21 protein-coding genes and 1 riboswitch are annotated in these 19,775 nt (G+C 49.2%); of the genes, 12 read left to right on the top strand and 9 right to left on the bottom strand.

Annotated elements, in window-relative coordinates; genetic code table 11:
- Positions 1-42: 42 nt before the first annotated feature.
- From SPK40_RS00705 to moaA, 5 genes are all read right to left on the bottom strand, one after another.
- Positions 43-1,170 carry a porin gene (locus tag SPK40_RS00705; RefSeq protein ID WP_330959106.1) on the bottom strand — a complete coding sequence of 376 codons (1,128 nt, stop codon included), beginning with the start codon at positions 1,168-1,170 and terminating at the stop codon, positions 43-45.
- A gap of 650 nt (positions 1,171-1,820) precedes the next feature.
- Positions 1,821-2,288 carry a molybdopterin synthase catalytic subunit MoaE gene (gene moaE, locus SPK40_RS00700; RefSeq protein ID WP_442957535.1) on the bottom strand — a complete coding sequence of 156 codons (468 nt, stop codon included), beginning with the start codon at positions 2,286-2,288 and terminating at the stop codon, positions 1,821-1,823.
- A 3-nt stretch (positions 2,289-2,291) separates the two neighbouring features.
- Entirely contained in the window at positions 2,292-2,537 is a 246-nt protein-coding gene (gene moaD, locus SPK40_RS00695; RefSeq protein ID WP_248141012.1) for a molybdopterin synthase sulfur carrier subunit, read from the bottom strand.
- The gene (gene moaC / locus SPK40_RS00690; RefSeq protein WP_330959105.1) at positions 2,534-3,034 is read right to left on the bottom strand and encodes a cyclic pyranopterin monophosphate synthase MoaC; all 501 of its coding nucleotides are present in this window, start codon (positions 3,032-3,034) and stop codon (positions 2,534-2,536) included. Before moaC ends, moaD begins: the two co-directional genes overlap by 4 nt.
- Before the next feature lie 36 nt (positions 3,035-3,070).
- On the bottom strand, positions 3,071-4,060 hold the full coding sequence (gene moaA / locus SPK40_RS00685; RefSeq protein ID WP_330959104.1) for a GTP 3',8-cyclase MoaA: 990 nt from the start codon (positions 4,058-4,060) through the stop codon (positions 3,071-3,073).
- Positions 4,049-4,194, bottom strand: a riboswitch (molybdenum cofactor riboswitch). Its footprint overlaps the gene before it by 12 nt.
- Before the next feature lie 207 nt (positions 4,195-4,401).
- Between moaA and SPK40_RS00680 the strand changes: the two genes are divergently transcribed.
- The 3 genes from SPK40_RS00680 to yvcK all read left to right on the top strand — a co-directional run bounded on the left by SPK40_RS00680 (position 4,402) and on the right by yvcK (position 6,461).
- A complete protein-coding gene (locus SPK40_RS00680) occupies positions 4,402-4,629 on the top strand; it encodes a hypothetical protein (protein WP_248141017.1) in 228 nt (75 codons plus the stop codon).
- Positions 4,630-4,836: 207 nt separating this feature from the next.
- Positions 4,837-5,412: an LON peptidase substrate-binding domain-containing protein gene (locus SPK40_RS00675; RefSeq protein WP_248141018.1), complete on the top strand. Its 576-nt coding sequence runs from the start codon at positions 4,837-4,839 to the stop codon at positions 5,410-5,412.
- A gap of 149 nt (positions 5,413-5,561) precedes the next feature.
- Positions 5,562-6,461 carry a uridine diphosphate-N-acetylglucosamine-binding protein YvcK gene (gene yvcK, locus SPK40_RS00670; protein ID WP_330959103.1) on the top strand — a complete coding sequence of 300 codons (900 nt, stop codon included), beginning with the start codon at positions 5,562-5,564 and terminating at the stop codon, positions 6,459-6,461.
- Here the strand turns inward: yvcK and SPK40_RS00665 are convergent.
- From SPK40_RS00665 to uvrB, 3 genes are all read right to left on the bottom strand, one after another.
- Positions 6,423-6,782, bottom strand: coding sequence for an Hpt domain-containing protein (locus tag SPK40_RS00665; protein WP_248141020.1), 360 nt, complete (start codon positions 6,780-6,782; stop codon positions 6,423-6,425). The two genes, yvcK and SPK40_RS00665, sit on opposite strands and share 39 nt — an antisense overlap.
- The gene (luxO, locus tag SPK40_RS00660; RefSeq protein ID WP_330959102.1) at positions 6,783-8,237 is read right to left on the bottom strand and encodes a quorum-sensing sigma-54 dependent transcriptional regulator LuxO; all 1,455 of its coding nucleotides are present in this window, start codon (positions 8,235-8,237) and stop codon (positions 6,783-6,785) included.
- A 394-nt stretch (positions 8,238-8,631) separates the two neighbouring features.
- Positions 8,632-10,653: an excinuclease ABC subunit UvrB gene (uvrB, locus tag SPK40_RS00655; protein WP_330959101.1), complete on the bottom strand. Its 2,022-nt coding sequence runs from the start codon at positions 10,651-10,653 to the stop codon at positions 8,632-8,634.
- Positions 10,654-11,321: 668 nt separating this feature from the next.
- Here uvrB and rsxA point away from each other — a divergent pair.
- From rsxA to gloA, 8 genes are all read left to right on the top strand, one after another.
- A complete protein-coding gene (rsxA, locus tag SPK40_RS00650; protein WP_027252796.1) occupies positions 11,322-11,903 on the top strand; it encodes an electron transport complex subunit RsxA in 582 nt (193 codons plus the stop codon).
- Between the two features lie 2 nt (positions 11,904-11,905).
- Positions 11,906-12,490 carry an electron transport complex subunit RsxB gene (gene rsxB / locus SPK40_RS00645; RefSeq protein ID WP_248141023.1) on the top strand — a complete coding sequence of 195 codons (585 nt, stop codon included), beginning with the start codon at positions 11,906-11,908 and terminating at the stop codon, positions 12,488-12,490.
- Between the two features lie 5 nt (positions 12,491-12,495).
- A complete protein-coding gene (gene rsxC, locus SPK40_RS00640) occupies positions 12,496-15,057 on the top strand; it encodes an electron transport complex subunit RsxC (RefSeq protein WP_330959100.1) in 2,562 nt (853 codons plus the stop codon).
- 2 nt (positions 15,058-15,059) lie between these two features.
- Entirely contained in the window at positions 15,060-16,106 is a 1,047-nt protein-coding gene (gene rsxD / locus SPK40_RS00635) for an electron transport complex subunit RsxD (RefSeq protein WP_330959099.1), read from the top strand.
- A gap of 11 nt (positions 16,107-16,117) precedes the next feature.
- Positions 16,118-16,750, top strand: a complete 633-nt coding sequence (rsxG, locus tag SPK40_RS00630; RefSeq protein ID WP_330959829.1) for an electron transport complex subunit RsxG — start codon at positions 16,118-16,120, stop codon at positions 16,748-16,750.
- A gap of 5 nt (positions 16,751-16,755) precedes the next feature.
- On the top strand, positions 16,756-17,460 hold the full coding sequence (locus SPK40_RS00625; protein WP_248141026.1) for an electron transport complex subunit E: 705 nt from the start codon (positions 16,756-16,758) through the stop codon (positions 17,458-17,460).
- 72 nt (positions 17,461-17,532) lie between these two features.
- Complete coding sequence (gene nth / locus SPK40_RS00620; RefSeq protein WP_330959098.1) at positions 17,533-18,174, top strand: endonuclease III; 642 nt, start codon at positions 17,533-17,535, stop codon at positions 18,172-18,174.
- A 24-nt stretch (positions 18,175-18,198) separates the two neighbouring features.
- A complete protein-coding gene (gene gloA, locus SPK40_RS00615) occupies positions 18,199-18,591 on the top strand; it encodes a lactoylglutathione lyase (RefSeq protein ID WP_248141028.1) in 393 nt (130 codons plus the stop codon).
- A gap of 40 nt (positions 18,592-18,631) precedes the next feature.
- Here gloA and SPK40_RS00610 read toward each other — a convergent pair whose 3' ends face one another.
- The gene (locus tag SPK40_RS00610) at positions 18,632-18,976 is read right to left on the bottom strand and encodes a hypothetical protein (RefSeq protein ID WP_248141029.1); all 345 of its coding nucleotides are present in this window, start codon (positions 18,974-18,976) and stop codon (positions 18,632-18,634) included.
- A gap of 175 nt (positions 18,977-19,151) precedes the next feature.
- Between SPK40_RS00610 and SPK40_RS00605 the strand changes: the two genes are divergently transcribed.
- Complete coding sequence (locus SPK40_RS00605) at positions 19,152-19,763, top strand: superoxide dismutase (protein WP_330959097.1); 612 nt, start codon at positions 19,152-19,154, stop codon at positions 19,761-19,763.
- Positions 19,764-19,775 lie beyond the last annotated feature (12 nt).

Genomic DNA, 19,775 nt, shown 5'->3' with positions numbered 1-19,775 from the left:
CAGTAGTCTTTGCAAGTTACAAACTGCTTTTAGCGATTGTGATTACCAGTAAACACGGTAACCGACTGCGAAGGAGCTTTCGCTGTCCACTAGACCACGAACAACCGTAACGTCAGAGCTGTTATTCTTATAACCGATTGTTGCGCCGTCTGCATAACCGTATTCAGCATACACACGAGACCAGCTGTTCAGGTGATAAACACCGCCCAGGTAGATAACAGTGTAATCGTCAGACAGGCTTTGAGTATCATTTTTCGCATCAAAGTTAGTAAATTCATAGCCACCGTAGACACTTGCATTACTTGCAACACTATATGTGGCTGCCAGCATAAATGCGTCTACGTCAACGGTACGCTTGGTGCTGGTATTCTTTTGCTCAAATGAACCATAGTTATAGGTGAAACCAACTGTAGCAGGACCAAACGTACCTTCAACAGTACCTTCGAAATAAGTGTTTTCGATGTCTGCAGTAATGTCAGTCTTGCTTGTAACTGTTGTGAAACCATCATTAACGCCGTCTTTATTGCTATCGACAGGCACATTTGATGTTGTTTCATTTTCACCTACGGAGAAAGATTTATCGCGGTTGTAACCACCGCCTAAGTGCAAGTTGAAGTTGCCGATGCTTGTACCAACAAACAACTCAGCGAGCTCTTGGTTTGTATCATCTTCAGACAAGCCAAAAGTAGAGTTTACCCAGAAGCTTTTACCGTCAAACTTATACTTGATAGAAGAATCGTGGCGACCGCCTGACAGTTTCTCAGAAGTCTGACCAATACCAGTACCACCAAAGAAGTAAGAGTAATCAGCACCCCAAACATCATCGGCAGAAATCCACTGACGACCAAAAGTGAAGGTACCGGCCTGAGTCGCTAAACCAGCAAAATGCAAACGGTTCGCCAGATCGTAAGAACCTTCTTTGTAGCCCACGCCAAATTCAACTTTACCAACAACATCAACAGAGTCGTTAATCGCATATTTAGCGTCAACACCAGCACGTGAAGAACCAGCATTCAAAGTGACATCTTTATTTTCGTATTTTTCAACTTGAGTACGCAGTTGGCCGTAAAAATCAACAAATTTTCCTTCTTCGTTGACAAGTTCATAAGCATTCGCTGCGTTGGCAATCAGTAAGGTAGGAATTGCTACTGCTAAAAGTGTCTTTTTCATTTTACATTCCTGTAACGATTTTATGTTATTCGGCCCCATCCAAGGACGACAAAAACTTAACAGGCACTGAATGAGCACGCAATAGAACATTTCAACAATAAGGTTACAAAATAGTATAAAAATCCATCAAAACCGAAAGTGTGATCATGATCCATGTGGAATATTTAGTTATTTTTAGTGAATTATTATTTACTTGTTATGGATTTCATTAAATTTATTTTCACTTTTTATTCACAAAAAGAAACAACACAATAATGCGATATGGTTATAATAAATGAAAAATATCACTTAAAAAGATATAAACTTTTTTTGGAACTTTCTGGGTCGCCGGACTAACTCACACAATAAAAAAGTGTCGGTTTTCACACTTCCTGATGTTAAAACTATGTTTGCTTTTGTTTGGTGAGCATAAATTCGCAGGTAAAATGGCGGGATGGTTAAATCTGCTGTTTATGCACAGATGGGGAAATCATATGCAAAAATGATTGAAATAAAAACCCAACAAGAGAACTAAAACAGAGGTGAAGTTATGCAGATTAAATAGAATGTAGTTTTAATATCTGGATCAATGTCAAAATAAGGTGTTTTCCCCCATCATTTAAAAATCAGAGAGGAAAACACGACCGTAACATTCCCACAACAACGAACAGCTACCAACGCTCCCGAGCCTGCTGGTCACTCTCCCTTGCATCGACCCAGCTTGGCTTACCTTCCCGCACTTCTTTCTTCCAGAAAGGCGCCTCTGTTTTCAGATAATCCATGATAAATTCGCAAGCCTGGAAAGCTGCCCCGCGATGAGCACTGGATACGCCGACAAAGACAATCTGATCGCCTGAAGTTAAATGGCCGATTCTGTGGATGACAGTCACCTTGAACAACGGCCAGCGAGATTTCGCCTGCTCGATAATGGATGCCAGTGACTTTTCCGTCATCCCGGGATAATGCTCCAGCGTCAGGCTAGTGACTGACTCACCTAAATTCATGTCTCGGACCTGGCCGGTGAAAGTGACGATCGCACCGGCCTGAGAGTTTTGTGCCAATAATTGATATTCGATTCCGACATCAAAATCTTCAGGCTGTACGCGGACAACATCTGTCAATACTGTATGATCTGACATGGGTTAACCTCCGGTTACCGGCGGAAAGAATGCAACTTCATCACCGTCTTTTAACAGGGTGTCTGTAGAACAGATCGTTTGATTGACCGCCGTTAACAGCTTTGTGCTATCAAGCGCGATTGCCCATTTATCTCCGCGTAATGACAAGTGCTGGCGAACTGCTTCGGCATCAGAGAACTCATTCGGCAGCTCAAGCTTATCTTCCCCCACCAACTCACGCACCTGAGCAAAAAATAAAACAGTGATCATTGTTCTGCTCCCTGAGTCTGTTGCCCGATACGGAAGTATCCCGACTTACCGCCGCTTTTTTCAAGCAATCTTACCGGTCCGATCACCATATCTTTCTGGACTGCTTTACACATGTCATAAATTGTCAGTGCAGCTACAGACGCCGCTGTTAACGCTTCCATTTCAACACCGGTTTTACCTGCCAGCTTACAGGTAGACAAAATCCGGACCTGATTACTGTCTGGTAAAGCTTCCAGTTGCACTTCAACTTTCGACAACAGCAGCGGGTGACAAAGCGGAATTAAATCCCAGGTTTTCTTGGCAGCCTGGATCCCCGCAATTCTCGCCGTCGCAAAGACATCCCCTTTGTGATGCTGGCCAGACAAAATGAGCGCCAGCGTTGTTTCAGACATTGAGACAAACGCTTCCGCTTTTGCTTCACGAACCGTTTCCACTTTGCCGGATACATCCACCATATTGGCTTCGCCCGACGCATTAATATGAGTCAGTTCAGTCATTTACTTCTCTTCTATTCAAATTTTCAGGAAATTTCTTCATCCACCAATTGAGGCTAAATGCGGCGTCATCCCGGTATTACCTTCCAGCAGATAGTGGCTGACCGATTTGTCTGTCAGGCCACCACGAATGCGTGTTATTAACGCCTCATGCTGATTATCTTCTGCGAGCAGATCGCGGAGTTCAACGCCATGCTCACCAAACAGACATAAATGTAATTTTCCACGTGCGGAGACACGCAAGCGATTACAGGTCGTACAGAAACCTTTTTCATAAGGCATGATCAGACCAATTTCGCCTAAGTAATCGGGATGGTAAAAAACCTGAGCAGGTCCATCGTTCAGACCTCTCGGCCGGAGGAGCCAGCCATTGGCTATCAGCGTATTTCGGATACTGACGCCGGATACATGGCAGCGCTGAAACAGATCATCCATTTCTCCGGTCTGCATCAGTTCGATAAATCTGAGCTGGATTGGGCGATCTTTAATCCAGGCAAGAAACTGCGGTAGCTGCTCCGCATTCATGCCTTTCAGCAGCACAGTGTTCACTTTTATCTGTGCAAAACCGGCATCAAAGGCGGCATCAATGCCGGCCATAACGGTATGGAACAGATTCTCACCGGTAATCAGATGGAACTGACGCGGATCCAGACTGTCAACACTGATATTGATTTGCGTCAGGCCGGCTTGTCGCCATTCATGAACATGCTTTGCCATCCGGTATCCATTGGTGGTGGTTGCCACCTTCTCGATACCGGGCTGAGAAGCAACTGTATGGATGATGTCTGTGAAATCACGTCTCAGGCTGGGTTCTCCCCCAGTGAGCCTGACCTTGGTTGTCCCGCAGTCAGCAAATGCCTTGGTCACTCGACGGATTTCATCCAAAGTCAGGAATGAAGGTTTCTTTCCTTGCTCAGGATGGTACCCGTCCGGCAGACAATAGGTGCATCTGAAATTACAGACGTCAGTAATGGATAAGCGCAAATAGTAGAACTTGCGCTGGAAGCTATCTTCAAATTGTTGAGCCACGGAACACCTTTCCAAATACGGGAGGCGAGCCCATTTCTGAACTTGCCCTGAGTGAAGCAGCGTGCAGCTGCTCACTGGCGACAACCTCATATCACGGATGACTTAGAGGGGGCCGCTCGGAGTTATGATGGCAGTTATGCGTATATGTCAGAATATTTTACAAAGAACTGTCACACTCTTTACAGAAAACACACAACAGCGTTGTAAATTCACACTACCAGAGATTAGCTCTGATTGACAAATAATTGAGAATTACCTTTTTAAGTCTACCCCTAGCTCAAGGATGCGACAATACTACTAAGGAGTAATCTTGTTGACCGGTACGAGTCAAGGGGGAAGTTATGTCAGACATCGTTGAATCCGCGACTGTTGAAGACATTGCATTGTACTTACAAAGGGAAGAAGGCATAGATGCAAAGCTTGCCCGTACGCAAGCCAGACAGGTCATCGATAGTTTCATTGATATGCGTTCTAAAGGGCTCATCAAAGGCTGGTACTTTGACGAGCAGAATCACCTTGAGCTGCTGCCCAGTGATGCGGCGATGAAAATCATCGCCAATCAGAAATAGTTCTGAGATTGCACGCGAACATCTTGCTGAGGACGCAATTTGCAGATTGATTTTGCAGAATGCAAAGCGATTTGCATGTCAGAACAATGACATTTCTGTGACTGTCCTGCTGTGGGGTCTAAAATCCGGCATCTAAATTGCAGTGTTTATATGAAGCAACGTCGATAAGACAAAAAGTCCAATGAAAATGACAAATTGGAGCCGACTATGAGTGACATGATCCCACTGATATTTCAACAACGCCATATCCTGCCTGGCGGTCGGATCCCGGTACGAATCCCACCTGGCAGCCAGATGGAAACATTTAAAGTTGCCCTGGCATCAGAAAATGGGTTTGGTATCTGCATGTTTGACGAAGATGAACATGGCCAGCACTTTTGTTATATCGGCACGCATGTCACTGTTGAAGATTTTGACATCTCCAGTGAAGATGGTGCCCTGATCGCGACCTTATACGGACATAACAATTTCAGAATCAAATCGCTGAACCAGGCTGATAACGGCGTTTTTTACGCAGAGCCTGAAGACATTCCTCAGTGGCCGGATATGACGCTCAATAAAGATCAGCAGCAACTGGCAGACAAACTGAAAACCATGTTCAAGAATCATCCTGAGCTGGATAAATTGCATCAAACGAAGTATCTCAACAATTTAAGCTGGTTATGCCAGCGCTGGCTGGAGTTGCTGCCAATGCCGGCTTTCCAGAAACAGGCATTACTCACATCGCCTGATTGCCTGGACACTTATGATTATCTGCAAAGCATTATGCAACAAAACCATTAAGTAATTCCGGCGGCTCAGTCATGACAGAGCGCATGACTGGCCGCCAAACTTCCCTGCTTGTCACCCAATTCATCCAATGCCCTTTCCTCACTGTCCAGCCTTGAGTACACTGTTCCGGACCCCTTGATTACCTAAGAGCATGATTCATAATGGCCAGCCAATCCATCTATTCCAGTCATAAAGTTGTCGCGATCGGTGGCGGTCACGGACTGGGGCGCATCCTGTCTTCCCTCTCCGCTTTCGGTTCGAACGTCACCGGTATTGTGACCACAACAGATAATGGCGGATCGACCGGTCGTATTCGTGCCTCAATGGGGGGAATAGCCTGGGGCGATACTAGAAATTGTATCAATCAGCTGATCACTGAGCCTTCAATTGGTTCAATGCTCTTTGAATACAGATTCCGAGGTGAAGGCGATCTCAACGGCCATAATCTGGGAAATCTGATCCTGACAGCACTCGATAATTTATGTATTCGCCCGCTGGAGGCGATCAACCTGATCCGGGAAATGCTGCACGTCGAAACTCACATTCTGCCGATGTCTGAGCACCCGACGGATCTGGCAGCCTGGTTACCGGATGGCAGTATTATCAGTGGGGAAACCAGTATTGATGAATTACAGCAAGTGCCGAAACGTCTGCTGATCGAGCCTTCTGTGCCAGCGACAAAAGAAGCCCTGTCGGCGATCAAACAAGCCGACCTGATCCTGCTGGGTCCAGGCAGTTTTCTGACCAGTGTGATGCCGCCGCTCTTACTGAGCGATCTCGCCCACGAACTGAAAGTCTGCAAAGCGCCGGTTTATTTCATCACCAATTTAGACAAAGAAAATGGCCCGGCGGGAAACATGTCGATGGAAACCATGATTCACTGGTGTGAAAGGGCAATGGGCGGAAGGAAGATCGATGGATTATTGTCCGATAAACACAGACCAGAACTTTCCGCTGAATATGACCAAGTGGTTGGGGAGTTTGCCTCCCGCAACCACGAATGGCGTCATGACAGACAGATGCTAAAAAATGCGGTTGAAAGCCTCCTGATCCGAAGCTAGATGACGATATTGCTCAGCCATATCGCCCACTAACTTCTGCAGCTCAGGTAAGTGTTCACTCACCCAATTTTCTTGCCCCTGTTTGACACGTGATTCACACTCCTGGGCCATTTGCGCCAGGTCATCAGCTCCGAAACTGGCAGCGCTGCTTTTAATCGCATGGCTGATCTCTCTGATTTGCATCACGCTGGGCTGTTCAGCCAGTTGCTGTAAGTACTGCTCTAACTCACCGCTGAATACTTCAAGCAAGAGTGCAACAGTTTCCTGACCAACTTCTTCAGCCAGTTTCTTCAGTGTTGCTTGATTAATCATGGCAGTCATTTAATCGCTCTCCCTTTGACTACTCTCGGCCTCTTGCCAAGCCTGTAACTTTCGATAAATCGTAGAAGGGCTGACTTCCAGTAATCCTGCTGCCCTCGGAATATTCCCGTCACAGGCAGCAATTGCATGCTGAATCGTCCGCTTCTCTACTTGCCACAAAGGCTCTATCTGGCCAGGAGTCACCGCTGACGGTGTACCCATATGTTGATGCACCGCCCCGGCTTCTGATACAGAAGAGGTGGGCTCTCTTTTCGATGATGCAATTTCGGCGCCAGAATCAGAGGATACCGATGGCGGGAGCATTTGTGTGAGTACTTCTTCACCATCATTGAGTACAACGATATTACGGATCACGTTCTGCAGCTCTCGAACATTACCCGGCCAGGCGTGCTGACGGAAGCGTTCGAGTACCTCGGGAGAGAACCGACAGAACCGTTTACTTTCCTCCACTGAAATATGTCCCAGCAAAGCATGAGCAATTTCAATGACATCGTCACCACGTTCACGTAGAGGCGGCAAACTGATCGGAATCACATGCAGACGATAATACAGGTCCTCCCGAAAACGCCCCTGCTTCACTTCTTCCCAGGGATTCCGGTTCGTTGCACAGACAAAACGGACATCCACCGAATTGGTCACCGAGGATCCGACCTTTTGATACGTACCCGTTTGAATGAACCGTAGCAATTTGCTTTGCAAATCAAGATCCATTTCGCAAAGCTCATCAAGAAACAATGTTCCCTTGTTCGCCAGTTCGACAGCTCCCTGCCTTTCAGTCAATGCGCCGGTGAAAGCCCCCTTGACATGACCAAAGAGTTCACTCTCAATCAGTTCTTTTGGAATTGCCGCACAATTCAAAGCAACAAAAGGCATGTTCGAACGCGGACTTGCTGCATGAACCGCCTCAGCACACACTTCTTTCCCTGTACCACTTTCACCGGTGATAAACACGGTCGCCCGGCTGGAAGCGGCAGACTCAATCACACGATAAACCGCCTGCATCGGTAAGCTGGTTCCGATAAACCCTTGATATTGCGCACCTTGCGTAAGGTTTGTGCGTGTTTTGCTGTCGTCTTTGTCACGCTTCAGCGCATTGTTCACCGTAATACGTAACCGGTCAGCTTCACAGGGTTTGATCAGGAAATCTTTTGCGCCAAAACGCATCGCTTCCACCGCAACATCAATGGAGCCATGTGCCGTCATGATCACAACAGGCAGTTCAGGATGATTACCGCGGACATCTTCAAGCACTTCCATGCCGGTCATATCCGGTAAACGCAAATCCAGCAGAATTAAATCAGGTACCGAAGCTTTCATCGCCTTCAGCGCATCCGTCCCTGTCCCGACGATATTTACATTCAGCCCGAGAGGATTGAGGTAGGATTTATATAAGGCCGCGACAGACGCTGTGTCTTCGACCATTAATACCTGCCGCACTTTCTGCTTGCTATCCATTCATCCTCCGATGCAGACAATATTGATGTAATTGTAATCAATAGAAAAATAGTGACCTGCAAATTTTCCCTGTCCCTTGCAGTTTACTATTTCGCATTGCAAATCGGTTTGCAAAATGCAAAACAACATATTCAGTATAACTTTTTTGTGCGAGGAATGTGGGGAAAAATGCCAAATCACGTCTTTTTGCTCAGGCAAAAAAGTTGGCACACTTAGTGCATCTATAAATACGACTCTGATAGAGTCAACCTAGCCAACTGACGTTGTTTGTGGAATATTTTCACTTAAACAATGATGCCAACCGAACATATTTGCGGTTGGCTTTTTTTTACCTGAAATTTGGCAAGAGACAGCGGAGGCACAATGTTGCTGCCTCCGGATCACAACCATCAGTTTAGCTGTTCGCGATAAACTGTTCCCGCAGTGCATGAATCTGATCCCGCAGCTGAGCTGCTTTTTCAAATTCCAGATTCTGCGCCATATCGTACATCTGGGCTTCCAGTTTCTGGATTTCAACTTCCAGCTCCTGTGGAGACATCACACTGTAGCTGCCCTTACGTTCAGCAACTTTATGTAATTGCTCCGCTTTACTGGCGCGTCGGGTACGTCCCTGGCCCAACTCCATAATATCAGCAACCTGCTTGTTCAGTGCCTGCGGTGTAATCCCACGCTCCAGATTGTATGCATGTTGTTTTTCACGACGGCGTTCAGTCTCGCCAATGGCCCGCTGCATGGAGCCCGTCATGCGGTCAGCATAAAGAATCGCTTTCCCGGATAAGTTTCGCGCTGCACGACCAATCGTCTGGATCAATGAGCGCTCTGAACGCAGGAAGCCTTCTTTATCTGCATCCAGAATCGCGACCAGAGACACTTCCGGCATATCCAGACCTTCCCGGAGCAGGTTGATCCCCACCAGCACATCAAATTCACCCAGTCGCAAATCGCGAATGATCTCAACACGTTCGACTGTATCAATGTCAGAGTGCAGATAACGCACCCGCACCCCATGCTCATCCAGATATTCGGTTAAGTCTTCCGCCATGCGCTTGGTCAGCGTTGTGACCAGGACCCGCTCATTCTTCGCTTCCCGGATCCGGATTTCAGACAACAGATCATCGACCTGGGTTGCAACAGGACGAACCTCAATTTCCGGATCCAGCAAGCCCGTCGGACGCACCACCTGCTCTGCAATATCCCCTTCGGATTTTTCCAGTTCATAATTGCCGGGCGTTGCCGAAACATAAATGGTTTGCGGGGCCAGAGACTCAAACTCTTCAAATTTCAGCGGCCGGTTATCCAGAGCCGAAGGCAGACGGAACCCGTATTCCACCAGATTTTCCTTCCGGGAGCGGTCACCGCGGAACATCGCACCAATCTGCGAAACCGTCACGTGAGATTCATCAATAATCAGCAGGCCATCCGGCGGCAGGTAATCAAACAGCGTCGGAGGCGGTTCTCCTTCGGCCCGGCCACTCAGGTAACGGGAATAGTTTTCGATCCCCGAGCAATACCCCAGCTCGTGCATCATCTCCAGGTCAAACTGAGTACGCTGCGTGATCCGCTGCTCTTCAATCAGCTTATTATTCTCAATCAACTGTTTCCGGCGAATTTCCAGATCGGTTTTGATATGCTCGACCGCTTCCAGGATCCGTTCACGCGGTGTAACGTAGTGCGTTTTCGGATAGATGGTTGCGCGCGGTAAGTCTTTCTGGATCACCACACCTGTCAGCGGGTCAAAACTGCTGATACAGTCCACTTCATCATCAAAGAGCTCAATCCGTATCGCATCGTTTTCAGACTCCGCAGGAAAAATATCGATGACCTCGCCTCGTACCCTGAAGGTACCGCGCTCAAATGCCAAATCATTCCGGGTGTATTGCAGTTCTGCCAGACGACGCAGAATATCCCTTTGGTCCAGTACATCACCGCGACGCACATGCAGCATCATCTTAAGATATGAATCCGGATCACCCAGACCATAAATGGCAGAAACAGAAGCAATAATCACCACATCCCTGCGTTCCATCAGCGCTTTGGTTGCAGAAAGACGCATCTGTTCAATATGCGCATTCACGGAAGCATCTTTCTCGATAAAAGTATCGGTTGAGGGCACGTAGGCTTCAGGCTGGTAGTAATCGTAGTAAGACACAAAGTATTCCACGGCATTATTCGGGAAGAACTCCTTCATCTCACCGTAGAGCTGTGCTGCCAGCGTTTTATTGGGTGCAAGAATCAGTGTGGGACGATTCGCGGAAGCGATCACATTCGCCATGGTAAAGGTTTTACCAGACCCGGTCACACCAAGCAGGGTCTGGTGAGCGAGACCCGAATCCAGGCCTTCCAGTAACTGATGTATAGCCGTGGGCTGATCTCCCGCAGGGGCAAAAGCGGCAGCCAGATTGAACGCTTTACTCATGACAAATTCCAGAAAAGGTACAGAAAAGATTCTGTTCCCATTGTGCTGCCGCCGTCATGGTTGTCAACCAAGAAAGATAAAATCAGTGGTTGACCCGACCTTATTATCGGCGTAATATCATGCACCTTAATACGCCTCTCTTTGATGTATCCGGCGTCAAAATAATGTGATAAACACATCGAATTACCTGCATCAGCATTCCCTCTGGGAATACAACTTCATCCACAGCATATCCTCAGTCTGTATTTTTTAATGCACAAGCCCAACTTGCTGATCTCTGCGTCTAGAGCATATATTCTAATCGACCCTCGCCATATTTTTGACGATCGCCTTACGCCTATGAAACAGTGCATTAGCACCAAAGCATGATATCGATTACAAAGTAACAACTCAGAATGAAATTTAATCAAAAATGGATTTTCCCGAACTCAATCAACATACTTATCCACAGTTTCCGTGGATAAGTGAGCCAACCCCTTGTGTCCTCTGCTTTAACAAAGATCAAGTGCTTTTTTTCTCACAGAACCAAATCGATTTTTCACCCAAATCTGACTCAAATTTTGCTGAAAAATACAGCAACCTTGAAAAACCCCTGCGCTGAGGAGTTGTTATAGCCATCACAAAGGCAGATAATGGTCGGATTACTGGCAAGCATTAAAAAAGATGGTATGACGGAATACCTGCTCCTTCTGATCGGCACTGTTTTAGTCAACAACTTTGTTCTGGTCAAATTTCTTGGACTGTGCCCTTTCATGGGCGTCTCAAAAAAACTGGAAACTGCAATTGGCATGGGACTGGCAACGACCTTTGTGCTGACCCTGGCCTCTGTCTGCGCGTATCTGGTTGAAGCCTATATCCTTCAGCCGCTGGGGATTCAGTACCTGCGAACCTTAAGCTTCATTCTGGTCATCGCGGTTGTCGTCCAGTTCACAGAGATGGTTGTGCACAAAACCAGTCCGACGCTGTATCGCCTGTTAGGGATTTTTCTCCCGCTCATCACAACAAACTGTGCGGTGCTTGGTGTCGCGTTGCTCAACATCAACGAACGCCATAACTTCATTGAGTCTGTCGTATACGGTTTCGGTGCCGCGGTCGGTTTCTCTCTGGTTCTGGTGCTCTTTGCGGCGATGCGTGAACGGATTGCTGCAGCGGATGTCCCCTCACCATTCAAAGGCGCATCCATTGCGATGATCACGGCTGGTTTGATGTCGCTTGCCTTTATGGGCTTTACCGGATTAGTGAAACTGTAGTTATGAGTGGAATTTTAATTGCCATTATCGCTATCGCAATTCTGGCAGCGATCTTCGGACTGATTCTGGGTTTTGCAGCGATTCGTTTCAAAGTCGAAGCGGATCCGATTGTGGAACAAATTGATGCGATTTTACCGCAGACACAATGCGGTCAGTGCGGATACCCCGGTTGCCGACCTTATGCCGAAGCCATAGCCAACGGTGATGAGATCAATAAATGCCCGCCGGGTGGCCAGGCAACTATTGAAAAACTGGCCGACTTGATGGGTGTTGAAGTTAAAGACTCAGCCCATGATGCGGAAAAAAGCATCAAAAAAGTCGCGTTCATTCACGAAGATATGTGTATTGGCTGTACCAAGTGTATTCAGGCCTGTCCGGTCGATGCGATTGCCGGTGCAACGAAAGCACTGCATACCGTGATTAAAGAAGAATGTACTGGCTGCGATCTCTGTGTGGCCCCTTGCCCGACAGATTGTATTGAGATGATCCCTGTCGAGTCGACGCCTGAAAGCTGGCGCTGGAATCTGGACCAAATCCCTGTGGTCAACCTTCCTGCCACTGAGCACCACGGCCATAAGGTAGAATAACCGTCATGCTGTCTATTATTGAACAATTAAAACTGGGAAAACTCTGGGATTTCCCGGGTGGCATCCATCCGCCTGAGCAAAAAACACAATCCAATCAGCAGCCGATTGCGCAAGCTGCACTGCCAGAAGAACTCATCATTCCGCTCAAACAGCATCTGGGTGCCGTAGGCAGCCTTTGTGTGAATGTCGGCGACAAAGTGCTGAAAGGACAGGTATTAACCCGTACAGATGTGGCACTGAGTGTGCCTGTACATGCCCCGACTTCAGGGGTGATCAGAGCCATTGAATCACGCACGATTGCACATCCTTCCGGATTATCAGATCGCTGTATCGTGCTTAAACCAGACGGCGAAGACCGCTGGGGTGACAAACATCCCCTTTCAGATTACCGCCAAACTGAGCCGGCAGATCTGATTGAACATATCCGCAGTTGCGGTATCTCTGGGATGGGCGGAGCCGGTTTCCCGACCGCACGTAAACTACAGAGCGCGCTGGGTAAAACGGATCTGCTGATTATCAATGCCGCGGAATGTGAACCTTACATCACTGCCGACGATCGCCTGATGCAGGACCATGCTGACGAGATTGTTGAAGGAATCCGTATCATCAGCCACATCCTGAATCCCAAAATGACGGTCATCGGGATTGAAGATAACAAACCCGAAGCCATTCAGGCTCTGACGCAGGTGGTCACGGCAGAAGACAATATCCTGATCCGGGTGATTCCGACCAAATACCCGTCCGGCGGTGAAAAGCAGCTGATTAAGATTCTCACCGGCCGTGAAGTGCCAACGCAGGGCATCCCTGCGGATATTGGCATCATGATGCAAAACATCGGTACAGCACATGCCATCAAACGCGCCGTCATAAACGGTGAGCCCCTAATTCAGCGAGTTGTGACCGTCACCGGGCAGACAATCAAAGAACCCGGCAACACCTGGGCACTGCTGGGTACCCCGGTTCAGTTTCTTTTGCATCGCTTTGGATACAAGCTGGATAAAAAACTGCCGCGCGTGATCATGGGCGGACCGATGATGGGATTCACCCTCCCCCACACCGGCGTGCCAATCACAAAAACAGCGAACTGTATTCTGGCCCCCAGCCGCAAAGAGCTGAGTGCTTCCAGCGACGAAATGTCCTGTATCCGTTGTACGGCCTGTGCAGAAGCCTGCCCTGTATCCCTGCTGCCCCAACAGTTACAGTGGTACGCCAAAGACGGCGACTATGACAAGTGTGAAGAATACAACCTGTTCGACTGTATTGAATGCGGTGCCTGTGCGTATGTCTGCCCAAGCGAAATACCGCTGGTGCATTATTACCGTCAGGCAAAAGCAGAAATTCGCCATCGCAAACAGGATGAACTCAGCGCGGACCGCGCCAAACAGCGATTTGAAGCCAAAAAAGAACGTCTGGAACGCGAAAAAGAAGAGCGCGAACAACGCTTCAAGAAAGCCGCAGATCAGCGCCGGAAAGACATGGCTGCCAAAGGCGGAGATGATGCCGTTGCCGCTGCCATTGCTCGTGTGAAAGCGAAAAAAGAAGCCGATGCCGCAGGTCCGGAAGTCAAACCTGCCGTTGCAGCAGCAATTGCCAAAGCAAAAGCCAAACAAGCAGAGGCTCTGGCAAATGCCCAGTCCGCTGCACCCGGCGACACAGTGCTGCCAGACAACAGTGAAATGGCGAAGTTACGGGAGCAGCGTAAACAAGAAGCCCGGGAACGAAAAGCCGCCAGGGCCGCTTCGGAAGAAAAAACCACAGCGGCCTTACCTGCACCTGAGGACAAAAAAGCCGCCGTTGCGGCGGCTGTTGCCCGCGCCAAAGCCCGAAAAGCGGCGCAAGGAACCGGAAGCGCAGACGCTGAAGAGAAGAAAGATGCCGTCGCCACAGCCGTTGCACGTGCCAAAGCCCGTAAGGCTGCACAATCGGCTGAGCAGCCACCTGCTGCTCAAGTGGAAGCAACTGAATCCCCGGAACAGGCAACCGATCCGAAAAAAGCTGCTGTTGCCGCTGCGATAGCACGTGCCAAGGCTCGTAAAGCAGCTCAACAAGGCAATTCAGAAACGGCGTCTTCAGACAATCAGGCTGCTACAGAACCCAAAGTTGCTCAAACAGAGCGTTCGGCAGAACCTGGCGAGGCGGTCGATCCCAAAAAGGCCGCAGTTGCTGCAGCCATTGCACGTGCCAAAGCTCGCAAAGCAGCTCAACAAAGCAACTCAGAATCGGCGTCTTCAGACATTGAGGCTGCTGCAGAACCCGAAGTGACACAAGCAGAGCGTTTGGCAGAACCAAGCGAGACGGTCGATCCCAAAAAGGCCGCAGTTGCTGCTGCCATTGCACGCGCCAAAGCACGCAAAGCAGCACAACAGGCTAAGAAACAGCCCGAGCCATCTGACAGCAATTCATCAGAAGCTGAATCAGAAAAAACGGCTGTGCCTGATGTCCCGTCAGAAGATCCGAAAAAAGCAGCAGTTGCTGCCGCCATCGCCCGTGCCAAAGCACGGAAAGCCGCTCAGGAAGCGGCACGAAAGCAAACAGATAATCAACAAGAATCAAACGAGGATAACTAACCGTGGCTTTTAATATTGCCAGTTCTCCCCATGCCCACAGCCGTCGCAGCACGCATGACATCATGCGTAACGTCATTCTTTGCTGCGGTCTCGGTTTTGCCGCGCAATGGTATTTTTTCGGTTGGGGAGTTGTCTTTCAGGTCCTGTTTGCCGGTTGCCTTGCCGTCCTGGCTGAAACCATCATTCTGACACTGCGTCAACGCCCGCTCCGTCAGGTCAGAGATAACAGTGCTCTGTTAACCGGCGTGCTGCTCGGCCTGTCCATCCCGCCTCTGGCGCCCTGGTGGATCACGGTAATCGGTATTTTCTTTGCTGTGGTGATCGCCAAACACCTCTACGGCGGACTGGGTCAGAACCTGTTCAACCCGGCCATGGTTGCCTATGTCGTTCTGCTGATTTCATTCCCGGTTCCGATGACTTCCTGGCTGCCGCCAGCCGCTATCAGCGATCATCCGGTCACCCTGATGGAAAGCCTGCAGGTCATGTTCACCGGATTCACCGCAGACGGATTCAGTGTTCATCAGCTCCGAAACGGCATTGATGGTGTCACCATGGCCACACCGCTGGACACCATCAAAACGGCCATGAAAGCAGGATTTACAGCAACCGAAGGCATGAACAGCCCGGTATTCGGCACGCTGGCAGGTATCGGCTGGACATGGGTCAACATCGGCTTTCTGCTGGGTGGACTGGTGCTGCTGAAGCTGCGCATTATTCAATGGCAGATCCCGGTCGCTATGCTGGCTGCCCTGTTTGTCATCAGCATGTTAGGCTATATCATCAGTCCTGACGGCACAGCCTCCCCGCTTGTCCACCTGTTTTCCGGTGCGACCATGCTGGGTGCATTTTTTATTGCCACCGATCCGGTATCTGCGTCCACCACCACCCGCGGACGACTGATTTTTGGTGCCATGATCGGCATTCTGACCTATCTGATCCGTACCTTTGGCGGTTTCCCGGATGGCGTTGCCTTCAGCGTCCTTCTGGCAAACATGTGTGTGCCGTTGATCGATTATTACACCCGTCCGCGAACCTACGGCCATTCATAGGAGTCCTCATGATACTGAAGAACATGCAGAAAAACGGGGGAATCCTGGCGGTTTCAGCTTTACTGGCAACCGCCCTGGTTGCCCTCACCCACCAGGTCACCGCATCACGTATTCAGGAGCAGGAACAGAAACAACTGCTCCAGGTCCTCAATCAGGTCATTCCTGAAGATAGCCACGACAATGAAATCTATAAAAGCTGCACACTCATTCAGCAGCAAGATTATCTGGGCACCAGTGATCCGATGCCGGCCTATCTGGCGACCAAAGGCGGTCAACCGAGCGGTGCTGCCATTGAAGCCATTGCGCCGGACGGTTACAACGGCGCGATCAAGCTGATTGTCGGCCTGGACATGACCGGCACGGTCACGGGTGTCCGGGTGCTGGCTCATCAGGAAACCCCGGGGCTGGGCGATAAAATCGACACCCGGATCACACACTGGATTTACAGTTTCACCGGGCGCAAACTTGAAGGGGAAAAAGACCCCCGATGGGCCGTTCGTAAAGATGGTGGCGACTTTGACCAGTTCACCGGGGCAACCATTACACCACGCGCTGTCGTCAACGCTGTAAAACGGGTGTCACTCTATTTTGAGAAACACAGTGACATGCTGTTCACTCAACCGACTCACTGCGAAGGAGCCTGATACCGATGAGTTCCACGCCAAATAAAGAACTGATGGCCAACGGCCTTTGGCATAACAACCCGGCGATTGTTCAGTTGCTCGGGCTGTGTCCGTTGCTGGCTGTCTCTGCAACGGTTACAAATGCGCTGGGCCTTGGCATTGCCACCACCCTGGTTCTGGTGGGCTCGAACCTCATCGTCTCGCTGATCCGGGAATGGGTTCCCAATGAAGTTCGTATTCCGATCTTCGTGATGATCATTGCCGCTTTGGTGACTTGTGTTCAGCTGCTGATGAACGCTTATACCTATGGTTTGTTTTTATCACTGGGTATTTTTATCCCGTTAATCGTCACCAATTGCATCATCATTGGCCGTGCCGAGTCTTTTGCTTCCAAAAATGCCCCCATGCCTGCCGTGATTGACGGCCTGTGGATGGGCCTTGGGATGACCGCGGTGCTGGTTGTGCTGGGTGCCGGCAGGGAAATTCTGGGCAATGGCACCCTGTTCGATGGTGCTGATCGGCTTCTCGGTGACTGGGCCTCCGTCCTGCGCATTGAAGTCTTCAGTACCGAGAATAACTTCCTGCTGGCCATGCTGCCGCCAGGCGCCTTTATTGGCGTCGGTTTCCTCATTGCCCTGAAAAATATCATCGACAGGAAACGGGCAGAAAAAGTGAAAGCTGCTGAGACGAAACCAGAAATTGAACGGGTACGGATCACTTCAGTCAACTAATCAATCAATGCTTCCGGCACCCCTACTCACTCAACTGTGCCGGAAGCTGCCCTGCTGAACCTGGGAGCGAACATGAACAACCAGAAACGCGTTCAAATCCTTGAGCGACTGCGGGAGAATAACCCGCACCCTGAGACCGAGCTGAACTGGAGCACTCCCTTCGAATTGCTGATCGCTGTCTTGCTGTCTGCGCAGGCAACCGATGTCAGCGTAAACAAAGCGACAGACAAACTGTATCCGATTGCCAACACTCCGAAAGCCATGCTGGCACTGGGTGTCGATGGCGTGAAGGAATACATCAAAACCATTGGCCTGTTTAACTCAAAAGCCGAGAATGTCATCAAAACCTGCCGCATTCTGGTCGAGCAACACGGCGGGGAAGTACCGGAAAGCCGGGAAGCCCTGGAAGCACTGCCGGGCGTCGGTCGTAAAACAGCGAATGTTGTCCTGAACACTGCTTTTGGCTGGCCAACCATTGCCGTCGATACCCATATTTTCAGGGTTTCTAACCGGACCAAATTTGCAATGGGCAAGAATGTCGACGAAGTAGAGCAAAAACTGCTGAAAGTCGTTCCCAAAGAATTCAAGGTTGACGTCCATCACTGGCTGATCCTGCATGGCCGTTATACCTGTATTGCCAGAAAACCTCGCTGCGGCAGTTGTATCATCGAGGATCTCTGCGAATTTAAAGAAAAAGTCTATCCGGCTGAATAAGCCCAAAAAACAGAGGAGAGATTCATGGCTAACGGACGTATTTTGCACACCATGCTGCGTGTGGGTGATCTTGACCGTTCTATCGCGTTCTATACCGATGTCATGGGCATGAAGCTGCTGAGAAAATCAGAGAACGAAGCCTATCAGTACACACTTGCTTTCGTCGGCTATTCCGACGAGTCAGAAGGGGCTGTCATTGAGCTGACCTATAACTGGGGTACCAGCGAATATGACATGGGGACCGCATACGGTCATATCGCCATTGGGGTTGAAGATATCTATGCGACCTGTGATGCAATCAAAGCATCAGGCGGGAATGTGACGCGTGAACCGGGACCAGTCAAAGGCGGGACAACACATATTGCTTTTGTCCGTGACCCGGATGGTTACCAGATTGAGCTGATCCAGCGCAGCTGACCCAACAAATCAGGGCAGGATCAACCTGCCCTGTCTGTCTTTATTCCACCTTGCCAAAGTACTCCGTTACCTCCACCCGGTAAGTTTCATCCTGATTGCCAGGCTCCATGACTTCCACTGAATAATATGGCATATCTGACCCTTTCAGCTTCTCCAGTACATTTTCTGTCAAGTTCTCTGCACTGACGGAGCTGAACACTTCATAAGTTGCCGCTTTATTCAGCGCCATTTCTTCGGCCTGCTCTTTGGTAATCAGCTGAGCCTGAGTTGCCTCAGCCACTTTCTCTTTTAATACCTCTATATCGCTGTCATTGAGATATTTTTCTTCTGCAAGCCCGGAAGTGGCAGTCAAAAGCACCGAGATAGCCAAGAGTTGCCATTTCATATTTTCACCACGCTTTTTCCATTTATCTGTATTGAATCTTTGATCCTTGCTTCTATCAATCTAGCGTGTTTTGCCTGTCTCTCAGCTTCAATTGTGAGAACAGTGATCATCATTCAGTTGATATTGATAATCGATCTCATTATCATCTATTAGTATTTCTTACAGGAGAACCACCATGTCATTCCACTTCCCTGCCCTGCCTTATCCCTTTGATGCACTCGAACCTTACATTGATGCGAAAACAATGGAAGTGCACTACAGCCGCCACCACAAGACATACTTTGATAAATTCATGGCTGCAATTCAGGGGACAGAGCTGGAGTATCAAAGCCTGGAAACGATTTTTGCCCGGGTATCTGAGCACAGCCCGGCCGTCAGAAACCATGGCGGAGGTTTTTTTAACCATAACCTTTACTGGCAATGTATGTCGCCTCAAGGCGGCGGCCAGCCCGGCGGCTTACTGGCTGAAGCGATTCGCTGTCATTTCGGGAGTTTCGAAGATTTTAAAACGGCTTTCTCAGATACCGCAGCGACCCATTTCGGGTCTGGTTTTATCTGGCTGTCTGTCGCAGAAGGCCGGCTGGAGATTTCATCCACCAGCAACCAGGACAATCCGCTGATGGATGTCGCAGAAAAGCCCGGCATACCGATTCTGGCACTGGATGTATGGGAACATGCGTACTATCTGAGCTACCAGAACAAACGTCCAGATTACATTGATGCCTGGTGGCATGTGGTGGACTGGGATCAGATCGAACAAAACTACCTGGATACACTGCAACGATAACAGGAGCGTCCT

It is taken from the genome of Photobacterium sp. 53610, from assembly GCF_036409375.1.
In the GTDB taxonomy this organism is placed as follows: Bacteria; Pseudomonadota; Gammaproteobacteria; order Enterobacterales; family Vibrionaceae; genus Photobacterium.
Note: the sequence above shows the minus strand (reverse complement) of the source record. Positions and strands in the feature narration are given on the sequence as shown.